At 71.9% G+C, this 17,329-nt stretch carries 13 protein-coding genes; 4 read left to right on the top strand and 9 right to left on the bottom strand.

Going from position 1 to position 17,329, the window contains the following annotated elements:
* Positions 1-68 precede the first annotated feature (68 nt).
* Entirely contained in the window at positions 69-1,607 is a 1,539-nt protein-coding gene (locus WME95_RS15375) for a hypothetical protein (RefSeq protein WP_437909122.1), read from the top strand.
* Positions 1,608-1,619: 12 nt separating this feature from the next.
* On the opposite strand, the gene WME95_RS15370 is transcribed toward WME95_RS15375, so the two are convergent.
* The 7 genes from WME95_RS15370 to WME95_RS15340 all read right to left on the bottom strand — a co-directional run bounded on the left by WME95_RS15370 (position 1,620) and on the right by WME95_RS15340 (position 9,682).
* Positions 1,620-2,198, bottom strand: coding sequence for a redoxin family protein (locus tag WME95_RS15370; RefSeq protein WP_437909121.1), 579 nt, complete (start codon positions 2,196-2,198; stop codon positions 1,620-1,622).
* 3 nt (positions 2,199-2,201) lie between these two features.
* On the bottom strand, positions 2,202-5,336 hold the full coding sequence (locus WME95_RS15365) for an efflux RND transporter permease subunit (RefSeq protein ID WP_437909120.1): 3,135 nt from the start codon (positions 5,334-5,336) through the stop codon (positions 2,202-2,204).
* A 10-nt stretch (positions 5,337-5,346) separates the two neighbouring features.
* Complete coding sequence (locus tag WME95_RS15360) at positions 5,347-6,711, bottom strand: efflux RND transporter periplasmic adaptor subunit (protein WP_437909119.1); 1,365 nt, start codon at positions 6,709-6,711, stop codon at positions 5,347-5,349.
* 1 nt (position 6,712) lies between these two features.
* A complete protein-coding gene (locus WME95_RS15355; protein ID WP_437909118.1) occupies positions 6,713-7,045 on the bottom strand; it encodes a hypothetical protein in 333 nt (110 codons plus the stop codon).
* A 340-nt stretch (positions 7,046-7,385) separates the two neighbouring features.
* Positions 7,386-7,742: a hypothetical protein gene (locus WME95_RS15350; protein ID WP_437909117.1), complete on the bottom strand. Its 357-nt coding sequence runs from the start codon at positions 7,740-7,742 to the stop codon at positions 7,386-7,388.
* 73 nt (positions 7,743-7,815) lie between these two features.
* Positions 7,816-8,496, bottom strand: a complete 681-nt coding sequence (locus WME95_RS15345) for a cation diffusion facilitator family transporter (RefSeq protein ID WP_437909116.1) — start codon at positions 8,494-8,496, stop codon at positions 7,816-7,818.
* Between the two features lie 70 nt (positions 8,497-8,566).
* Entirely contained in the window at positions 8,567-9,682 is a 1,116-nt protein-coding gene (locus tag WME95_RS15340; protein WP_437909115.1) for an STAS domain-containing protein, read from the bottom strand.
* Positions 9,683-10,010: 328 nt separating this feature from the next.
* On the opposite strand from WME95_RS15340, the gene WME95_RS15335 reads away from it, so the two are divergent.
* A complete protein-coding gene (locus WME95_RS15335; RefSeq protein WP_437909114.1) occupies positions 10,011-11,078 on the top strand; it encodes a serine hydrolase domain-containing protein in 1,068 nt (355 codons plus the stop codon).
* Here the strand turns inward: WME95_RS15335 and WME95_RS15330 are convergent.
* Together WME95_RS15330 and WME95_RS15325 are read right to left on the bottom strand one after the other, a co-directional pair.
* Positions 11,062-11,817, bottom strand: coding sequence for a LytR/AlgR family response regulator transcription factor (locus tag WME95_RS15330; RefSeq protein ID WP_437909113.1), 756 nt, complete (start codon positions 11,815-11,817; stop codon positions 11,062-11,064). The two genes, WME95_RS15335 and WME95_RS15330, sit on opposite strands and share 17 nt — an antisense overlap.
* Positions 11,814-12,848, bottom strand: coding sequence for a sensor histidine kinase (locus tag WME95_RS15325; RefSeq protein WP_437909112.1), 1,035 nt, complete (start codon positions 12,846-12,848; stop codon positions 11,814-11,816). Before WME95_RS15325 ends, WME95_RS15330 begins: the two co-directional genes overlap by 4 nt.
* A gap of 107 nt (positions 12,849-12,955) precedes the next feature.
* Between WME95_RS15325 and WME95_RS15320 the strand changes: the two genes are divergently transcribed.
* Together WME95_RS15320 and WME95_RS15315 are read left to right on the top strand one after the other, a co-directional pair.
* Positions 12,956-14,464 carry a 3' terminal RNA ribose 2'-O-methyltransferase Hen1 gene (locus tag WME95_RS15320; RefSeq protein WP_437909111.1) on the top strand — a complete coding sequence of 503 codons (1,509 nt, stop codon included), beginning with the start codon at positions 12,956-12,958 and terminating at the stop codon, positions 14,462-14,464.
* Positions 14,461-17,028, top strand: a complete 2,568-nt coding sequence (locus WME95_RS15315) for a polynucleotide kinase-phosphatase (RefSeq protein ID WP_437909110.1) — start codon at positions 14,461-14,463, stop codon at positions 17,026-17,028. The genes WME95_RS15320 and WME95_RS15315 overlap by 4 nt, the downstream gene beginning before the upstream one ends.
* Positions 17,029-17,329: the final 301 nt, after the last annotated feature.

Genomic DNA, 17,329 nt, shown 5'->3' with positions numbered 1-17,329 from the left:
GCGCCCGATGGGGGCACGGCCTCCTGGTTCGGGTGACAGCGATGAGAGTGCGAAGAATTGCGGCGGCTTTGCTCACCACGGTCGCCGTTTCGACGGGATTTCTCGGCTGCTCTGACGATTCCGACGAAGGCACGGGAGGCACATCGACGAGCGACGGCGCGGGCGCCGGCAGCAACGGCGCGGGCGCGGCGGGCCATGGCGGCTCGGGCGACGGCGGCTCGGGCGACGGCGGCTCCGACGGCAACGACGGCGGCTCCAGCGCCCAGAGCGGCGCCGGGGGCGGCGACGGCGGCTCAGGCGACGGCGGCTCAGGCGACGGCGGCTCAGGCGAAGGGCGGGGGCTCGGCGCCCGGTGCGAGAGGGACGCGGACTGCGGCCGGCGCGGCTTCTGCTTCACGGAGTCGGGCGACGAGTTCCTCGGCGGAGGCCCGGCGGGCGGGTACTGCACGACCACGTGCACGGGAGACAGCGACTGTGAGGGCGAAGGCAGCGCGTGCTTCGACGGCATCTGTCTTCTCGGCTGCACCCCGGCAGAGCCGCCCCTCGAGACCATCGTCGACGAGCTCGATCCGACGAAGTGCCGCGGCCGCGAGGAGCTGCGCTGCGAGGAGATCGACGATGTGTTCGTGTGCATGCCGAACTGCGGATCGGACAGCCAGTGCGGCGGACGGGTCTGCGATCCCCGCATGAACATCTGCGTCGACGAGCCCACGCAAGGGCTGCCGGTGGGCGCCGAGTGCGCGCTCGAAGCCGACGGCACGGATCCCTGCGCGGGGTGGTGCATCGACATCGGCGCCGACGTCGGCGTGTGCGCCGAGCTGTGCGGGCTCGGCGGGGACGTCGCCAACGAGGACTGCGGAGGGCTGGAGAGCGGCCTCTGCCTGTATCCTCTGACAGCCGAGCCCGGGGTTGGTGACCTCGGAATGTGCGCGCCCGCGTGCAACAGCCACAGCGACTGCCTGCTGCCGCACGCCTCGTGTGTGTTCTTCGGCGTGGAGACCAACGGATTCTGCCTCTTCGACGTGACGAAGTGCCCGAAGGGGCAGAGGGCCTGCGCGAAGGGAGAGATCTGCACCGCGACGCCTGAAGGCCGTCTGTGCCTCGACGAGAATTTCCCCCTGGAGGACCCCGACACAGGCGGTACGGGTGGTGGTGGCGGCGCCGGTGGAACGGGCGGCGCGGATGGCACCGGTGGCGCCGATGCCACGGGCGGCGCAGGCGGCACGGATGCCTCCGGTGGCGCAGGCAGCACGAGTGGCGCAGGCAGCACGAGTGGCGCGGGCGGCACGGATGGCACCGGCGGCGCTGGCGGCACGAATGGCACCGGCGGCACGGATGCCGCGGGCGGCGCTGGCGGCACGAATGGCGCGGGCGGCACGGATGCCGCGGGTGGCGCTGGCGGCACGAATGGCGCGGGCGGCGCTGGCGGCACGAATGGCGCGGGCGGCGCTGGCGGCACGAATGGCGCGGGCGGCACGGATGCCGCGGGCGGCGCTGGCGGCACGAATGGCGCGGGCGGCACGGATGCCGCGGGTGGCGCAGGCGGCACGAATGGCGCAGGCGGCTCCCTCGATGGCTCGTCGGTGTCTGCCGGGGGCGCCGAGTAGCGGGAAGCGCGCTCAGGGCGCTGGCCGCTCCTGTCCAAGCAGCAGCGTTGTCGCTTCGGGCGCTCGCCAGTCCCTCGCGCCCGTGAAGCGGAGGGACATCCTGCCGTCCGCCTCCACCAGGAACGTGTCGGGCAACGTCGAGACCCCGAACCGCTGCTGCACCGCAGGGGATCCGGCCCGCACGACGCCGGGAGGGACCTCGCCCCCGAAGAAGGCGCGCACGACCTCCCAGTTCTCGTCGACGCTCACGGCCACGACCTGGAGCCTCCCGGCCTTCTCCAGCTCTTGGCCGAGCTCCAGCAAGCGCGGGAGCTCGGCGCGGCAGGGGGCGCACCAGGTGGCCCAGAAGTGGAGCAGCACAGGCCGGCCGCGCAGGGCGGCCGCGCGAAGCGAGGTCCCGTCCGGTTGCTCGAAAGCAGCGTCGGGCACGCGCTGGCCGTCGTGGAGCCGCTCGACCGCGAAAGGGCGACCTGGCCGCTCGGCGCCGCGGCGGCGCTCCACGGCCCAGTAGAGCCCCACGGCGAGCGCCTGGACGAGGATCAGGACGCCCGCGGCGGCGGCGATCGCGCGGAGGCGGGAGCGCGCGCTCACCGGCTACTCCGCCGCAGGCGACAGGGCCGGGCCGGCGGGCCGCGGAGGCTCGGAGGCGCCCGCCTCGCCGGCGGCGTCCGCGCGGAGCCTCCCGCCGACCACGCTGTAGAGCGCCGGCAGCACGAGCAGCGTGAGCAGCGTGGAGGAGATCACGCCGCCGATCACGACGGTCGCGAGCGGGCGCTGGACCTCGGCGCCGACGCCCGTGTTCAGCGCCATCGGCACGAAGCCCAGGGAGGCGACGAGCGCCGTCATGAGGACCGGGCGGAGGCGCCGCTCGGCCGCGAGCTCGATGGCGTCGCGCACCGGCATCCCGGCCGCGGTGAGCTGCCGGATGGTCGAGACGAGCACCATGTCCCCGAGCACCGCGACGCCCGACAGCGCAACGAACCCGACGCCCGCGGAGATGCTGAACGGCAGATCGCGGAGCCAGAGCGCGACGACGCCGCCGATCGCGGCGAACGGGACGCCCGTGAAGACGCGGACCGCATCGAGGAGCCGCCCGTACGTGAAGTAGAGCAAGAGCAGGATCAGCCCGAGCGCGATGGGCACGACGACGAGCAGGCGCGCCTGCGCCCGCTCGAGGTGCTCGAACTGCCCGCCGAAGCGGACGTAATAGCCGGGCGGGAGCTCGACCTCCCGATCGAGCCTCGCCCTCGCCTCCTCGACGAAGGTGCCCACGTCGCGGCCCCGGACGTTCGCCTGCACGACGATCCGGCGCTTGGCCCACTCGCGGTTGATCGCGGCCGGCCCCTCGGTCGTGCGGATCTTCGCGAGCCGCGCGAGCGGGATGCGCTCCCCGCCGGCCGCGGTGACCAGGATGCGGCCGATGGAGGCGGGGTCCTCCCGGTAGCGATCGTCGATGCGCAGCACCACGGGGAAGCGGCGCTCGCCCTCCTGGAGCTGTCCCACTTCCCGCGCGCCGAGCGCCTCGACGACATCCAGGACGTCGGCGGCCGCGATGCCGTGGCGGGCGATGGCGGCGCGGTCGACCTCGATCTCGAGCACGGGCTGGCCTGTCACCTGCTCGGTCACGACGTCCGCGGCGCCGGGGATCGTCTTGAGGGCGGCCTCGATCTCGCGCGCCTTCTGCTTGAGCGTGTCGAAGTCGTCGCCGAACAGCTTCACCCCGAGATCGGCCCGGATCCCCGCGACCATCTCGTTGACCCGCATCTCGATGGGCTGCGTGTAGATGACGCGCATGCCCGGCATCCCCGCGAGCTCGGACTCCATCGCCTCGACGAGCTCGTCCTGCGTGGCGGCGCGCTTCCATACCTCCCGCGGCTTGAGCGTGATGAACATGTCGGACAGCTCGAGCCCCATCGGGTCCGTCGCCACCTCCGCGGTGCCCGTGCGCGTCCAGACGCGCTCGATCTCGTCCGGAAACCTGTCGAGGAGGACCCGCTCGAGCCGGGTGCCGTAGCGGATCGACTCGCCCGCCGAGACCCCCGAGAGCCGCACGGTGTTGGCCACGAGGGTGCCCTCACGGAGCCGCGGCACGAACTCGGCGCCGAGCCGCGTCGCGAGGAAGGCCGCGTTGCCGAGGAGCAGCACGGCCCCGGCAAGCACCGCCCAGCGCCAGCGCAGCGCGAGCTGCAGCGCGGGCCGGTAGGCCCGCTTGAGGAGGCGCACGAGCACGTTCTCGCGCTCCTTCATGCGGCGCGGCAGGAGCAGGCTCGCGAGCGCCGGCATGAGCGTGAGCGACAGGATCATCGAGCCGATGAGCGCGAAGATCACGGTGAGCGCCATCGGCCGGAACAGCTTCCCCTCCGCCCCCTCGAGCGCGAGGATCGGCAGGTAGACGATCATGATGATCAGCTCGCCGAACATCGTCGGCTTGCGGACCTCGATCGAGGCGTCGCGCACGACCTCCGTCGTGCTCCGGTCACTCGAATCCTCGGAGAGCCGCCGGACCGAGTTCTCGACCATGATCACCGAGCTGTCGACGACGAGGCCGAAGTCGATCGCGCCGAGGCTCATCAGGCTCCCCGCGACGCCCGCGCGCAGCATGAGGTCGAACGCGAAGAGCATCGACAGGGGGATGGCCGAGGCCACGATGAGCCCGGCGCGGAGGTTGCCGAGGAAGGCGAAGAGCACCGCCACGACCAGCAGCGCGCCCTCGAGCAGGTTCTTCTCCACGGTGCCGAGCACCCTGTCGATGAGCTCGGTGCGGTCGTACACGACGGCGACGTCGACCCCTGGTGGCAGGCTCTTCTCGACCTCCGAAAGGCGCGCCTTGAGCCGCGTCGTGACGTCGTGGCTGTTCTCGCCCATCAGCATGAAGCCGAGGCCGAGCACGACCTCGCCCTGGCCGTCGGCGGTGACAGCGCCCCGCCGGATCTCGCGCCCCTCGACCACCCGGGCGACGTCGCGCACCCGGATGGGCGCCCCGCCCTTGGCCGCGACCACGATGTCCTCGATGTCGCTCACGCGCGTGGCGATGCCGATGCCCTGGATCAGGCTGGATTCGCCGGCCTGGTCCAGGTTGCCCCCGCCCACGTTGGCGTTGTTGCGCTCCAGGGCCTCGGAGAGATCGTGGAGCGAGAGCCCCCGCGCGGTGAGCTCCGCCGGGTCGACGAGCACCTGGATCTGCCGCTCATCGCCGCCCCACGCGTTCACCTCGGCCACGCCGCGCACCGAGCGGAGCTGCGGCGCGATGACCCAGTCGTGGACCGTCCGCAGCTCGCTCAGCGATTTGCCCTTGCCCGTGACCACGTAGTGGAACACCTCGCCGAGCCCGGTGGCGACCGGGCCGAGCTCCGGGCGATGGATCCCCGGCGGCAACGTCACGGTCTGGAGCCGCTCCATGACGACCTGGCGGGCCAGGTAGATGTCCGTGTCGTCCTCGAAGCGCGCCGTGACCTGCGAGAGGCCGAAGCGGGAGAGCGAGCGGACCTCCTCGAGCCTGGGCAGCCCCGAGATCGCCTGCTCGACGGGCGCCGTGATCTGGCGCTCGATCTCGACCGGGGAGAGGGCAGGCGCGACGGTGTTGATCTGCACCTGCACCGGCGTCGTGTCAGGGAAGGCATCGATCGGCAGGCGGCGGAAGGCGAGGATGCCCGCCAGGGAGAGGCCTATCGAGGCCAGGATCACGAGAAACCGGTGGCGGAGCGACCAGGTGATGACGGCGTTCAGCATGGCCCGCGGCTCAGTCCTCGCCGCAGCAGCCGGCGCCGATGCTCTCCTTGAGGGTCTCGGTCTTGAGCAGGAAGCTCCCTTCGGTCGCGACCTCCTCGCCCGGGCGCACGCCCCTGGTCACCTCGACGACATCGCCCTCGGTCGCCCCGATCTCGACCCGCCGCGCCTCGAACTGGTCGTCCGCGAGCCGCACGAACACGAGCTTCACCGTCCTCGCGCGCTGCACGGCGGCGCGGGGCACAACGACCGCCGCGCGGGACGGGGCGAGGATGCGCGCCCTGCCGAACATGTTGGCCCGCAGCGCGCCGCCCGGGTTCGCGAGCGGGACGCGCGCCTTGGCCGTGCGCGAGGCCGGGTCGATGGCCGGCGCCACGTACGTGATCTCCCCCTTGAGCTCGCGCCCCTCGATGCCGTCGACCTCGAGGACCACCGGCTGCTTGAGCGAGACGGCCGGCAGATCGGTCTCGGGGACGTCGAGCTCGGCCCACATGCTCGAGACGTCGACCACCTCGAACAAGGTCTCCTCGACGCCGACGAGCCTGCCCACGGTCGCCTTCCGCTGCGTCACGACGCCGGCGAGCGGGGTCGTGAGCGTATAGCCCCCGCTGCCGCCCGCGCTCGCGCCCACGACAGCCAGGGAGGCCGCGAACGAGGAGCGCTCGGCGCGGGCGGCGTCGAGCTCCTGCTGCGCGGCGAGGACGCTCCGGCGCGACGAGATCCCCTCCTTTTCGAGCTGCTCCTCGCGCTTCAGGTTCTCCTCGGCGATCTTCAGGCGCGACTGCGCGCCGGCCAGCCTCGAGCGATCCGCCCCCACGTCGGCGCTGTCGATGATCGCGAGCGGCGCGCCCTTCTTGACCTCCGCGCCGACGTCCACGTGCAGCTGCCGGACGACCCCCGCGGCGCGGGCGTTGATCTCCGCCACCTTGAGCGCGTCGTAGACGATCCTGGCGGTCACGGGGATGCCGCCGCCACCCTGACGCTCGACGGCCTTCGCGGTGAGGATGCCGGCGAGCCGGGCCGTGTCCTTGGTCTTGAGCTTGACCTTCGTGCCGTCCGCCGGCGCGCCGTCGCTCGCCACGTCGGCCGCCGGCTTGCCTCCACGCTCGGGGTGGCAGATGGGGCAGATGGATTCCGGGAATTCGTGCTCTTTGCACCAGTCTCCCTTCGCCTGGAAGATGGGGGCGAGCCTCGGATTGCACTTCGTGCAGAGCGCTTCCAGCACGCCGTGCTCCTTGCACATGGCGCCCTCGACGGCCGCCGCGGCTCTGGGCTTCGCCTCGGCCTTCTCCTGCGCGGCGCGATCGGTCCCTTTGGCCCCGCACGCCGAGAGAGCCGCGAGGAGCGGGAGCACCACGATGTGAACACGGCGGGGCATGTCAGCTCCCCTTCGGCGGCCTGACGATCTTCAGGTCGGGGTTGCACTTGAGGCACTGCGACTCGGGCATCCCGTGCTCCGCGCACCAGTCGTTCGTGGCCTTGAAGGCCGGGATCAGATCCGAGTTGCAGCGGGTGCACTGCGACTCGGGCACCTGGTGCTCTCCGCACCAGTCCTCGTGGGAGCCGGGCTTCACGTCGGCCGGCGCGTGCGCCGCGGGCTTCGCCTGCGTCTGCTCGGGCGCCGCCTTGCCGGCGCTCGGCGCCTCCTTCGAGCACGACACGGCACCGAGGGCGAGGGCGCAGAGCACGATCGAGATGGAACGAATCTTCATGGGTCTACCCTTCCTTGTTGTTCGCAACGTCACGTGGCGGACGAGCCTCGGGCACGCTGTCGCTCGCACGCGCCAGCGCGCCGCCGCTCAGCGCAGCACCGCTACCATCGCCGCCGACTCGCCCGCGAGCGTGATGCGCGAGCTAGGTCGAGCAGCGCTGAACGGACGCGCTGGAGCGGGCGCGCGACCTCGCGTCGCGAGCATGCCCTCCGCTCGGACCTGGCAGGGCGCTGAACCACGCCGCGATCGCCTGAGGCCATCGAGGGCTGACGGGGCCCACGTGGAGCTCACAGGAGCGCGATCGACGGCTCGGGCCGCGGAGCGGCCATCAGCGCCGTGCCTAGGCGAGGAGCCTTGGGACGTGGAGCACCTCGCGCGCCTCGGGCGATGGGGGCGCGCGCTCGGGCACGAGCAGCAGGAGCTCCACGGAGAGGGGCGCGAGCAAGACGGGGACGATGGGCGAGGGCGGGACCGCTGGCGCCCTGACCGCGCAGCACCCCGAGGCGCAATCCAGGGGACAGTGGCAGTCCCCTTTGTCGTCGTCGTCGGGACACGACTCGCCGCAGTCGTCGATGGCCACGAAGGCGTACGCCACGGTCAGCTGGCTCATGACCAGGGCGAGCACGATCATCGAGAGCAGGCGGACGAGCCGCTGCGTCCATCGGGATCGGGGATGCTGCCTTCGCCGCCGAGTCACGAGCCGACAGAGCCTACCATGTGGACCGACGGGTGCGAGCACCAACAGCCGCAGGGCCGACCAGGAGACACCTTCAGCAGCAGCCGTGCTCGCCGCGCCACGTGGCAACGCCCTCCTTGGCGACGAGCGCGGCGATGACCAGGGCAGCGATCGGGTCCGCCCACCACCAGCCGAGCGCCCCGTTGAGCCCGATCCCGACGAGCGTCGCGAGCGAGAGCCAGACGCATGCGGTGGTCTGGAAGGCGTCCGCTTCCATGGCCCGGCTGCCGATCTGTCGAGCGACGCGGCGCTTCGCGCGCGCCAGCCAGCGCATCACGAGGAGCGACAGAGACGTGATCCCCACCCCGACGAGGGTGAACTCGGGCCGCTCGCCGCTCCAGAGCGCCCGACCGGCGTCGAAGGCGACGTAGGCGGCGAGCAAGAACAACGAGGAGGCTACCAGCCGCTGAGCTCGGTGCTCGAGCGTGTCGAGGGCCTGGCTCGTCAGCCGGCGCGCCGTCTCCGCGCGGAGGCGCCAGATCATCACGAAGCCCGAGGCGCACTCGACGAAGCTGTCGATGCCAAAACCGAGGAGCGCGACGCTCCCGGCGAGGACGGCCGCCGTCACGGCGACGATGCCCTCGACGATGTTCCAGCTGACCGTCAGGTACTCGAGCCGCAGCGCTCGCTTCACGTGCTCCTGGCGTCCTTGTTCCTCCGTATCCGCGGAGCAGCTCGTGCAATGGTCGCAGCTCGCCTCGTTGATCATCTCCATCGCAGGCCTCCACCTCGCAAGGATCGACGGACCTCGCCGGCTCGGCCCGGCCCGCCGCCGCCCGCCGTCTTCACACGCCTGCACCCTTGTCCGAGAGCGACTGGATGCACATCCGCAGCCCCTCGCGGAGGTTCCGCAGCGTGGTCACGGCGGACAGCTCGAGGCCGAGCGACGTGATCAGCGCGGCCACCGCGGGGCGCACGCCGGTGATGACCCCCTTCGCGCCGAGCAGCTCGACCGCGCGGATGATCCGGATCACGTGATCGGCGGTCTCGCCGTCGATGCTGTCCACGCCGGTCATGTCGAGGATCGCATAGCGGGAGCCTGTCCTGACGATGGCGTCGAGCAGCTCTTCGGTGATCACCCCGGCCCTCACGCCGTCGAGCGTGCCGATCAACGGGAGCGTCAGCACGCCGTCCCACACCTGGATGATCGGGGTGGCGAGCGCGCGGAGCTCGTGCTGCTGCCGCTCGATGAGCGACAGCTTGTCGCGGAGCTCCTGCTCGGTCCGCTGGAGCTCCTCGGCGATGCGGGCGCGCTCCTCGACCTCGCGCTTCAGCTTGTGCAGCGCGATGGCCAGATCCGTCTTCGTCGCCCGCTCCTCGTCGAGCAGGTGCTGCAACCGGTCCTCCAGGCTGGTCGTGGCGGGGCGCACCGTGAACTCGTCGTGGGCGTCGCCCCGCGCGGCGAACGACGTCTGCTCGACGTCGCACTCCTCCCCGAAGAGCCGGGTGCAGTATCCGGCCAGCTTGCCCGCGATCATGCTGCTGCCCCAGCAGACATCGAGCTCCTTCTGGTAGACCGACTCCCACCCGTTCACCACGCGGAAGCGGGCCTCCTTCCGCTCCCGGTCCAGGGAGAGCACGTGCCACACACCCCAGCCCGCCGTGGCCGCGCCGACGCCGAGCGCCTTGAAGCCCTCCTCGAACGTCGGATAACCGGAGATGTAGGTCCAGTCGTCGTCGATGCTGAGCCGCCCGCCGCTCTCCACGGCGAGGTTGAAGCGCTCGGTCCCCGCCATCCGCTGGAAGCCGGACATCAGGCCAACCACGCTGCTCGGCAGGAACATCGACACCGAGGGGACGCCGGCCCAGGTGCACTGCCCGTTCTCGAGATCCCACTCGATCGCCATTCCCCCGACGTCGACGCGGATCCTCTTGTCCAGAAGCTCAGAGCTTGTGCTCATAAATTCTCCGGGTCCACGAGCGCCCCCGCCCGCCTGCCGCAGTGTACCGGCTCGACCCGGCGCGCGTCGCCCTCGACGGGCGAGCCACGACGGCGCTCTGGGGCTCGCGCGGGAGCGCACGTCCGTGACGGCCCGTCGGGAGGCGGGGCCAGAGCCGCGGCGACGGTGCAGGCGGCGGCGAACAGGCCAGAGGACGAGAGCAAAGCGCTGCTCGTCCCGCGGAACCCGCCGCTCGTGGCCGAGAACCTGGCGCTCGTCGATTCGTCCCTGATCTTCGCGAGCCCGGCTGGCAGCCTGGCGCGGCATGAAACCAATCTCGCAATGGCTGATGACAGCCGGCCTGGTCACGCTGGCTGTCCCACAAACTGGGTGCAGCGGGGATTCGACCGCACTTCCCGAGCGGGACGAGCTCCGCGAGGAGCTCGAGCGTCGCCTCTCGGACGCGGCCGCGGCCGGCTTCTCCGGATCGGTGCTGGTCACAGTCGACGGGGCCGAGGTGATCGCGAGCGGCTACGGCCTGGCGGATCGAGACAGCAACATCCCCAACGTCGCCGGTACGGCGTACGACTTCGGCTCCGTGATGAAGGACCTGACCGCGACGGCCATCTTCAAGCTCGAAGGCGACCACAAGCTCGCGGTCACCGACTCGCTCGCGACCCTCTTCGATGACGTGCCGGCCGACAAGGCCGAGATCACGCTCGTTCAGATCCTCCAGCACCGCGCCGGGTTCGACGAGTACCACGACACGGAGGGGGACTTCGAGCCGATGACGCGGCTCGAAGCACGCCAGCGGATCTTCGCGCAGGAGCTGCTGTTCGAGCCCGGGAGCGACGAGCAATACTCCAACTCCGGCTACACGCTGCTCGCCGACGTCGTGGAGACCGTCTCGGGACGAGCGTTCACGGACTACGTGCGTGACGAGCTCTTCGCTCCCGCCCACATGCGACAGAGCGGGTTCTTCGGTGACCCGATCTGGGAGCAGGTCGACACAGCGATCGGATACGACGCCTCGACCTTCGGGGAGAACGACCCCGCCGGATGGCCGTACACCTGGTCGCTCGTCGGCAATGGCGGGCTGGTGACGACGGTGTCCGACCTCGAGCGCTGGCTGGTCGCCGTCTGGAAGGGGGAGGTGCTCGGTCCGGCAGCATTCGCGTCGTACGAGGCGCATTACCTCTCGGGCGGCGCCCACGACCTGGAGGGCAAGACGGTCTACGCCGTGGCCGGCGCCGGGGACTATGGCCTTGGAGGGGTTGCGGTCGACTGCCCGGCGGCGAACACCCGCGTGATCCTCGGGACGAACACGTACGACGTGTTCGACATCGAGGGCTTCGGGGTCGAGCTGGCGAAGATGGTCCTCTCGGCCGAGAGAGGCGAGCTCAGTCGGGCAGAGTGATGCCGACGGTGTTCTCCAGGAGCCGCTGCCGGACCTCGCGCGCGCGATCGCGCGAGACGGGCACGCGGAGACTTGGACCGACCTCGAGGATCAGCTCCCCGTCGAGCCGGCCGAGCCCGCGCACGTACGCCGGGGCGACGAGCCAGTTGCGGTGCACGCGAAGGACCCGGTCGCCCAGCGTGGCCCCGAGCGCGCTGAGCGAGAGGTCCACCGAGAACACGCCGTCCACGTGGTGGAGATAGGTGAGCCGCTCCGCCGCCTGAAACGCCAGCATGCCGTCGAGATCCAGGAAGACCAGGCGGTCGTCTCTTCGCGCGACCAGGCGCGGCTTTCCCGCGCTCGGGGACGGCGCCCGGCGTCGCTCGAGGAGCCGCGCCACACACGTGGTGACGCGGTCGAGCGTGAACGGCTTGAGGAGATAGTCGACAGCCCCCATCTCGAACCCATCGAGCGCGTGGTGCGCCAGAGCGGTGGCGAGCACCACCGCCGGCGGGCTCGCGCGGGCCGAGAGGGAGCGGGCGAAGTCGAGGCCCGACGTGTCTCCAGGGCGATCGACGAGCCGGATATCGACGAAGACGGCGTCGATGCCGAGCTCTAACCGATCGAGCGCCTCTCGAGCCGCCTCGACGTCCGTCACCGCGGCGATGTACCCGAAGCTCCCTGTATCGCGCAGCAGCTCGACGAGGAAGTTGCGCGCCGGCCACTCGTCCTCGACGACGAGAGCAGAGAGCTGCTTCATGCGGTCCTCCTGGGCAGCGTGACCTCCAGGCGCGTCCGGCCGGGCTTCGAGTCGATGCGCAGCGACGCGTCGGCCGACTCCAGGGCGACGCGGCGCCGCACCAGCGCGAGCCCCCGCCCCTCCGGCGGGACAGCGGCCAGGTCGAAGCCGGGGCCCTCGTCCTCGACGGCGCAGCGCAGGTGTCCTGCCTCCCCGGTGATCTGCAGGACGACACGGCCGCGCTCCCGCCGGCGCAGCGCGCCGTGGTGCACCGCGTTCTCGAGCAGGGGCTGGAGCAGCAGCACCGGGAGCACGCAGTCGTCCACCGAGGCGTCGACGTCCCATTCGAACGCGAGCCGCCCGAAGTGCCGGGACTCCAGGATGCGCGCGAAGCCCCGCAGCCAGCTCACCTCCTCGCGGACCGTGTGATGGGATCGCCGCGATCCCTGCATGATGTCCCGCAGCAGGTCGCCGAGCGTCGCGATCAGGGTGCGCGCCTCGGCCGGCTCTTCTGTCACAAGGCCGGCGATCGTGTTGAGCGTGTTCAACACGAAGTGAGGCTCGAGCGCGGCGCGGATGTGCGCGAGCTCGACCTCCTGGCGCAGCGCGCGCCGCTCGTCCTCGAGCCGCCGCTCGGCGCCGATCTGTCGAGGCAGCTCGATCAGGAGGGCCCAGAAGCCGAACAAGGCGTCGCCGTCGAAGAAGCCCACGACGGCGGTGGCCACGAGCGACCGTCGCGGTCCCTCTGGAAACACCTCGGGCAGCGCCGTGGCGACCAGGGAGAAGGAGGTGTTGGCGATGGAGCTGGCGATCCCGGCGGTGAACGCGAGCACGACGAGCTGACGCCAGATCGGCGCGCGCCGCGGTTCGATGCGGCGCGCCACCAGCGTGAGCGCGCCGAGGACCGCCGCGACCCACGCCGCGGTGCCCAGCCCGCGCCAGGGCTCGAAGCTTCCATGGTCGATCCAGTCGAGGAGCCAGAGCACGGCCGTGGTGATCACCACGGCCTTGCCGACGTGAGCCTTTCCCTGGCTTGCGGGCTCCTGCGTCACCCGTTCAACGCTAGCAGCGCCGGGGCCCCCGCGTCGGGGAAGCCGCCTCCGTGCGGTCGCGCCGAGCGTGTCGCTCGTCGTCCCTCTCGCGTAGACTCGGGCCCCCGATGCTCCTCACGCTCACCACCACGCACCGGCCGGCGACCGACCTCGGTTACCTGCTCGTCAAGAACCCGGCGTACACGCAGTCGTTCCCGCTGTCGTTCGGCAAGGCGCACGTGTTCTATCCGGAGGCGACCGAGGAGCGGTGCACCGCCGCGCTCCTGCTCGACGTCGACCCCGTGGACCTCGTGCGCGGGCGCGGCGCGGGCGAGCCCGGGACGCTCGCGCAGTACGTGAACGACCGGCCCTACGTCGCCTCGTCGTTCCTCTCCGTGGCGATCGCGCAGGTCTTCGGCTCGGCGCTCGGCGGCAAGTGCCGCGACCGCCCGGAGCTCGCGGACGCGCCGATCCCCCTCTCCGCCACGATCGAGGCCCTGCCGTGCCGCGGCGGAGAGGCGCTGCTCCGGCGGCTCTTCGAGCCGCTCGGCTACGAGATCGCGGCCGAGCGCCTCCCGCTCGACGAGGCGTTCCCGGAGTGGGGCCAGAGCGCCTACCTGCGCGTCTCGCTCGCGAGGACGTGCCGGCTCAGGGAGCTGCTCGCGCACCTCTACGTGCTCGTGCCCGTGCTCGACGACAAGAAGCACTACTACGTGGGCGACGCCGAGGTCGACAACCTCCTCGCCAAGGGCAAGGGGTGGCTCCCGGAGCACCCGGAGCGCGAGGCGATCGCGCTCCGCTACCTGAAGCACAGCCGGCCGCTCTTCCGGGCCGCGCTCGCGCGGCTCGTGGCCGACGACGAGGCGAGCCCCGAGGAGGCCGAGGACGAGAAGGCCGCGCCCGAGGACCGGGGCGAGGCGCGGATCAGCCTCGACGAGGCGCGGCGCGAGGCCGTCGTCGCGGCGCTCCGCCGGGCCGAGGCGAGGAGCGTGCTCGACCTCGGCTGCGGCGAGGGCAAGCTGCTGAAGCGCCTCGTCGACGAGCGCGTCTTCGAGCGCGTCGCGGGCGCCGACGTCTCCATGCGCAGCCTCGAGATCGCCAAGAACCGCCTGCGCCTCGACGACCTGCCCGACAAGCAGCGGCGGCGCATCCAGCTCTTCCAGGCGTCGGTCACCTACCGCGACGCGCGCTTCTCGGGCTACGACGCCGCGACCCTCGTCGAGGTCATCGAGCATGTGGACCTGTCGCGGCTCGGCGCGCTCACGCGCAGCGTCTTCGAGCACGCGCGGCCGCGCGTCGTCCTCGTGACCACCCCGAACGCCGAGTACAACGCGCTGTTCGAGGGGCTGCCGCGCGGCGCGCTCCGCCACGGCGACCACCGCTTCGAGTGGACGCGCGCCGAGTTCCACGCCTTCTGCGAGGGGGTCGGGGCCGCGCACGGCTACGCCGTCGAGCACCTGCCCATCGGCCCGATGGATCCCTCGCTCGGCGCGCCGACGCAGATGGCGATCTTCACGCGCGAGGGCGGCGCGGGCGGCACGAGCAGCACCAACGGAGCGGGCGGCGGAGAGGCCCAGGACGGCGGCGCGGGCGGCGCGGACAGCGCCCTCGCGCAGGCGACGGAGGTGGCGTCATGAGCGAGCAGGCCCCCCTCATCGTCCCTTCCCTCTCGCTCGTCGTGCTCGTCGGCGCGTCCGGCTCCGGCAAGAGCACGTTCGCGAGGGCGCACTTCAAGCCGACCGAGATCCTCTCGTCCGATCACTACCGCGGCGTCGTGTCCGACGACGAGAACGATCAGGCCGCCAGCGCGACCGCCTTCGAGGTCCTGCACTTCATCGCGGGCAAGCGGCTCGCCTCGGGGCGGCTCGCCGTTGTCGACGCGACCAACGTGCAGGCGGACGCGCGCAGGCCGCTCGTCGCGCTCGCGCGCGAGCACCACGTGCTGCCGGTGGCCATCGTGCTCGACATGCCGGAGAAGCTCTGCCACGCGCGCAACGCCGGCCGGCCGGACCGGCAGTTCGGCCCGCACGTCGTGCGGGGCCAGAGCCGCGAGCTGCGCCGCTCGCTCAAGGAGCTCCGGCGCGAGGGCTTCCGCTACGTGCACGTGCTCTCCTCGCCCGAGGAGGTCGCGGCGGCCACGATCGAGCGGCAGCGCCTGTGGACCGATCGCCGCGACGAGCGCGGGCCGTTCGACATCATCGGCGACGTCCACGGCTGCTTCGACGAGCTCGTCGAGCTGCTCGAGGCGCTCGGCTACAAGCTGGAGGGGCTGCCTGACGCGCCGCGCGTGTCGCCCCCCGAGGGCCGGCGCGCGATCTTCCTCGGCGACCTCGTGGACCGCGGGCCGCGCTCGCCGGACGTGCTGCGCCTCGCGATGGCGATGGTCGCGTCGGGCGCCGCGCTCTGCGTGCCCGGCAACCACGACGTGAAGCTGCTGAAGAAGCTGCGCGGGCGCGACGTGAAGCCGACGCACGGGCTCGAGCGGACACTCGAGCAGCTCGAGTCGGAGACGGACGCCTTCAAGGCGAAGGCGGCGGACTTCATCGACGGGCTCGTCAGCCACTACGTGCTCGACGACGGCAACCTCGCGGTCGCGCACGCGGGCGTGAAGGAGGCGTTCCAGGGCCGGGGCTCGGGCGCGGTGCGCGAGTTCTGCCTGTACGGCGAGACCACGGGCGAGACCGACGAGTACGGCCTTCCCGTGCGGTACAACTGGGCCTCGGAGTACCGCGGCAAGGCGATGGTGGTCTACGGCCACACGCCGACGACGGTGGCCGAGTGGGAGAACCGCACGATCTGCATCGACACCGGGTGCGTGTTCGGCGGCGCGCTCACGGCGCTCCGCTACCCGGAGCGCGAGCTCGTCGAGGTCAAGGCGCGCCGCGTGTACTACGAGCCCGCGAAGCCGCTCGCGCCGCTCGCGGGCGAGCCGAAGGCCGGCGCGCGGGGGCAGGCGTACGACGTGCTCGACATCGACGACGTGCGCGGCCGGCGCGCGATCCGGACGCGGGTGCACGGGATGGTGACGATCCGCGAGGAGAACGCGGCGGCGGCGCTCGAGGCGATGAGCCGCTTCGCCGTGGATCCCCGGTGGCTCATCTACCTGCCGCCGACGATGTCGCCGAGCGAGACGGCGAAGGACGGGGGCATGCTCGAGCACCCGCGCGAGGCGTTCGCGTACTTCCGGCAGAACGGCGTGGGCCGCGTCGTCTGCGAGGAGAAGCACATGGGCTCGCGCGCGGTGCTCGTCGTGTGCCGCGACGAGGCCGCGCGGCGGCGGCGGTTCCGCCTCGACGAGGGGCCGCTCGGGGTGTGCACGACGCGCACGGGCAGGCCGTTCTTCTCGGACGAGGCGCGGAGCCGGGAGCTGATCGACCGGGTGCGGGCGGCGATGGATCGGGCCGATCTGTGGGCCGAGCTGCGCACGGACTGGGTCTGCCTCGACGCGGAGCTCCTGCCCTGGTCGGCGAAGGCGCAGGATCTCCTGCGCGGCCAGTACGCCGCCGTGGGCTCGTCGGGCCGCGCGTCGCTCGACGCGGCGGTGCGGGCGCTCACGATGACCGCCGCGCGCGACGAGAGCGCGCGGGAGCTGCTCGATCGGCACGCGGCCCGGAAGGCGGCGATGGACGGGTACGTGGCCGCCTACCGGCGTTACTGCTGGCCGGTGCGGTCGCTGGCGGACATCCGGCTGGCGCCCTTCCACCTGCTCGCGAGCGAGGGCGCGGTGCACGCGGCGCGGGACCACGGCTTCCACCTGCGGCAGCTCGCGCGGCTCGCCGAGGTCGATCCGGCGTTCTTCGTGGAGACCCCGCATCGCGTCGTCGACCTCTCGGACCCGCAGAGCGAGGCGCAGGCGGTGGCCTTCTGGACGGAGATGGTCGAGCGCGGCGGCGAGGGCATGGTGGTCAAGTCGTGGGAGTGGGTGGTCCGCGGCCCGCGCGGGCTCGTCCAGCCGGCGATCAAGTGCCGCGGCCCGGAGTACCTGCGCATCATCTACGGTCCGGAGTACCTGACGCCGCAGCACCTCGCGCGGCTGCGCCACCGGAGCGTGTCGGGGAAGCGCGCGCTCGCGCTGCGGGAGTACGCGCTCGGCCTGGAGGCGCTCCACCGCTTCGTGGAGGGCGAGCCGCTCCATCGCGTGCACGAGTGTGTGTTCGGGGTGCTGGCGCTGGAGAGCGAGCCGGTCGATCCGCGGCTGTGAGGGGCGGATTGCCGGGCTGCCCGGCCGCAGGAGCGGGTGTTCGTCGCGCGGGGTGGGGCCCCGCCGAACTCCCCTGGGCTCAGACATCGGCCCATCCCCGCCCCGCGCGACGAACACCCTCTCCTGCGGACTACCCTCGTCGAAGCTTCCATCGATAACCAGCACGCTGCGACTGCTTGACGACCACTCGTACGCGCAGCAGAGATCGCTCATGATCCCTCCACTGGGGCCCTCAATACCGACATGCTGGGGAGCCTGGATGGAGGGGCTCGACCGAGGGAGGGGACGATGAACGTCGCGC

The organism is Sorangium sp. So ce327 (assembly GCF_051530205.1).
GTDB lineage: Bacteria > Myxococcota_A > Polyangia > Polyangiales > Polyangiaceae > Sorangium > Sorangium cellulosum_B.
This window is presented reverse-complemented; position numbering and strand designations above follow the sequence as displayed.

Excerpts from the sequence above, each read along its gene's own strand:
- WME95_RS15330 (WP_437909113.1), bottom strand. The coding sequence starts at position 11,817 with ATGAAGCAGCTCTCTGCTCTCGTCGTCGAGGACGAGTGGCCGGCGCGC.
- WME95_RS15345 (WP_437909116.1), bottom strand. The coding sequence starts at position 8,496 with ATGGAGATGATCAACGAGGCGAGCTGCGACCATTGCACGAGCTGCTCC.
- WME95_RS15335 (WP_437909114.1), top strand. The coding sequence starts at position 10,011 with ATGACAGCCGGCCTGGTCACGCTGGCTGTCCCACAAACTGGGTGCAGC.
- WME95_RS15360 (WP_437909119.1), bottom strand. The coding sequence starts at position 6,711 with ATGCCCCGCCGTGTTCACATCGTGGTGCTCCCGCTCCTCGCGGCTCTC.
- WME95_RS15365 (WP_437909120.1), bottom strand. The coding sequence starts at position 5,336 with ATGCTGAACGCCGTCATCACCTGGTCGCTCCGCCACCGGTTTCTCGTG.
- WME95_RS15355 (WP_437909118.1), bottom strand. The coding sequence starts at position 7,045 with ATGAAGATTCGTTCCATCTCGATCGTGCTCTGCGCCCTCGCCCTCGGT.
- WME95_RS15340 (WP_437909115.1), bottom strand. The coding sequence starts at position 9,682 with ATGAGCACAAGCTCTGAGCTTCTGGACAAGAGGATCCGCGTCGACGTC.
- WME95_RS15320 (WP_437909111.1), top strand. The coding sequence starts at position 12,956 with ATGCTCCTCACGCTCACCACCACGCACCGGCCGGCGACCGACCTCGGT.
- WME95_RS15315 (WP_437909110.1), top strand. The coding sequence starts at position 14,461 with ATGAGCGAGCAGGCCCCCCTCATCGTCCCTTCCCTCTCGCTCGTCGTG.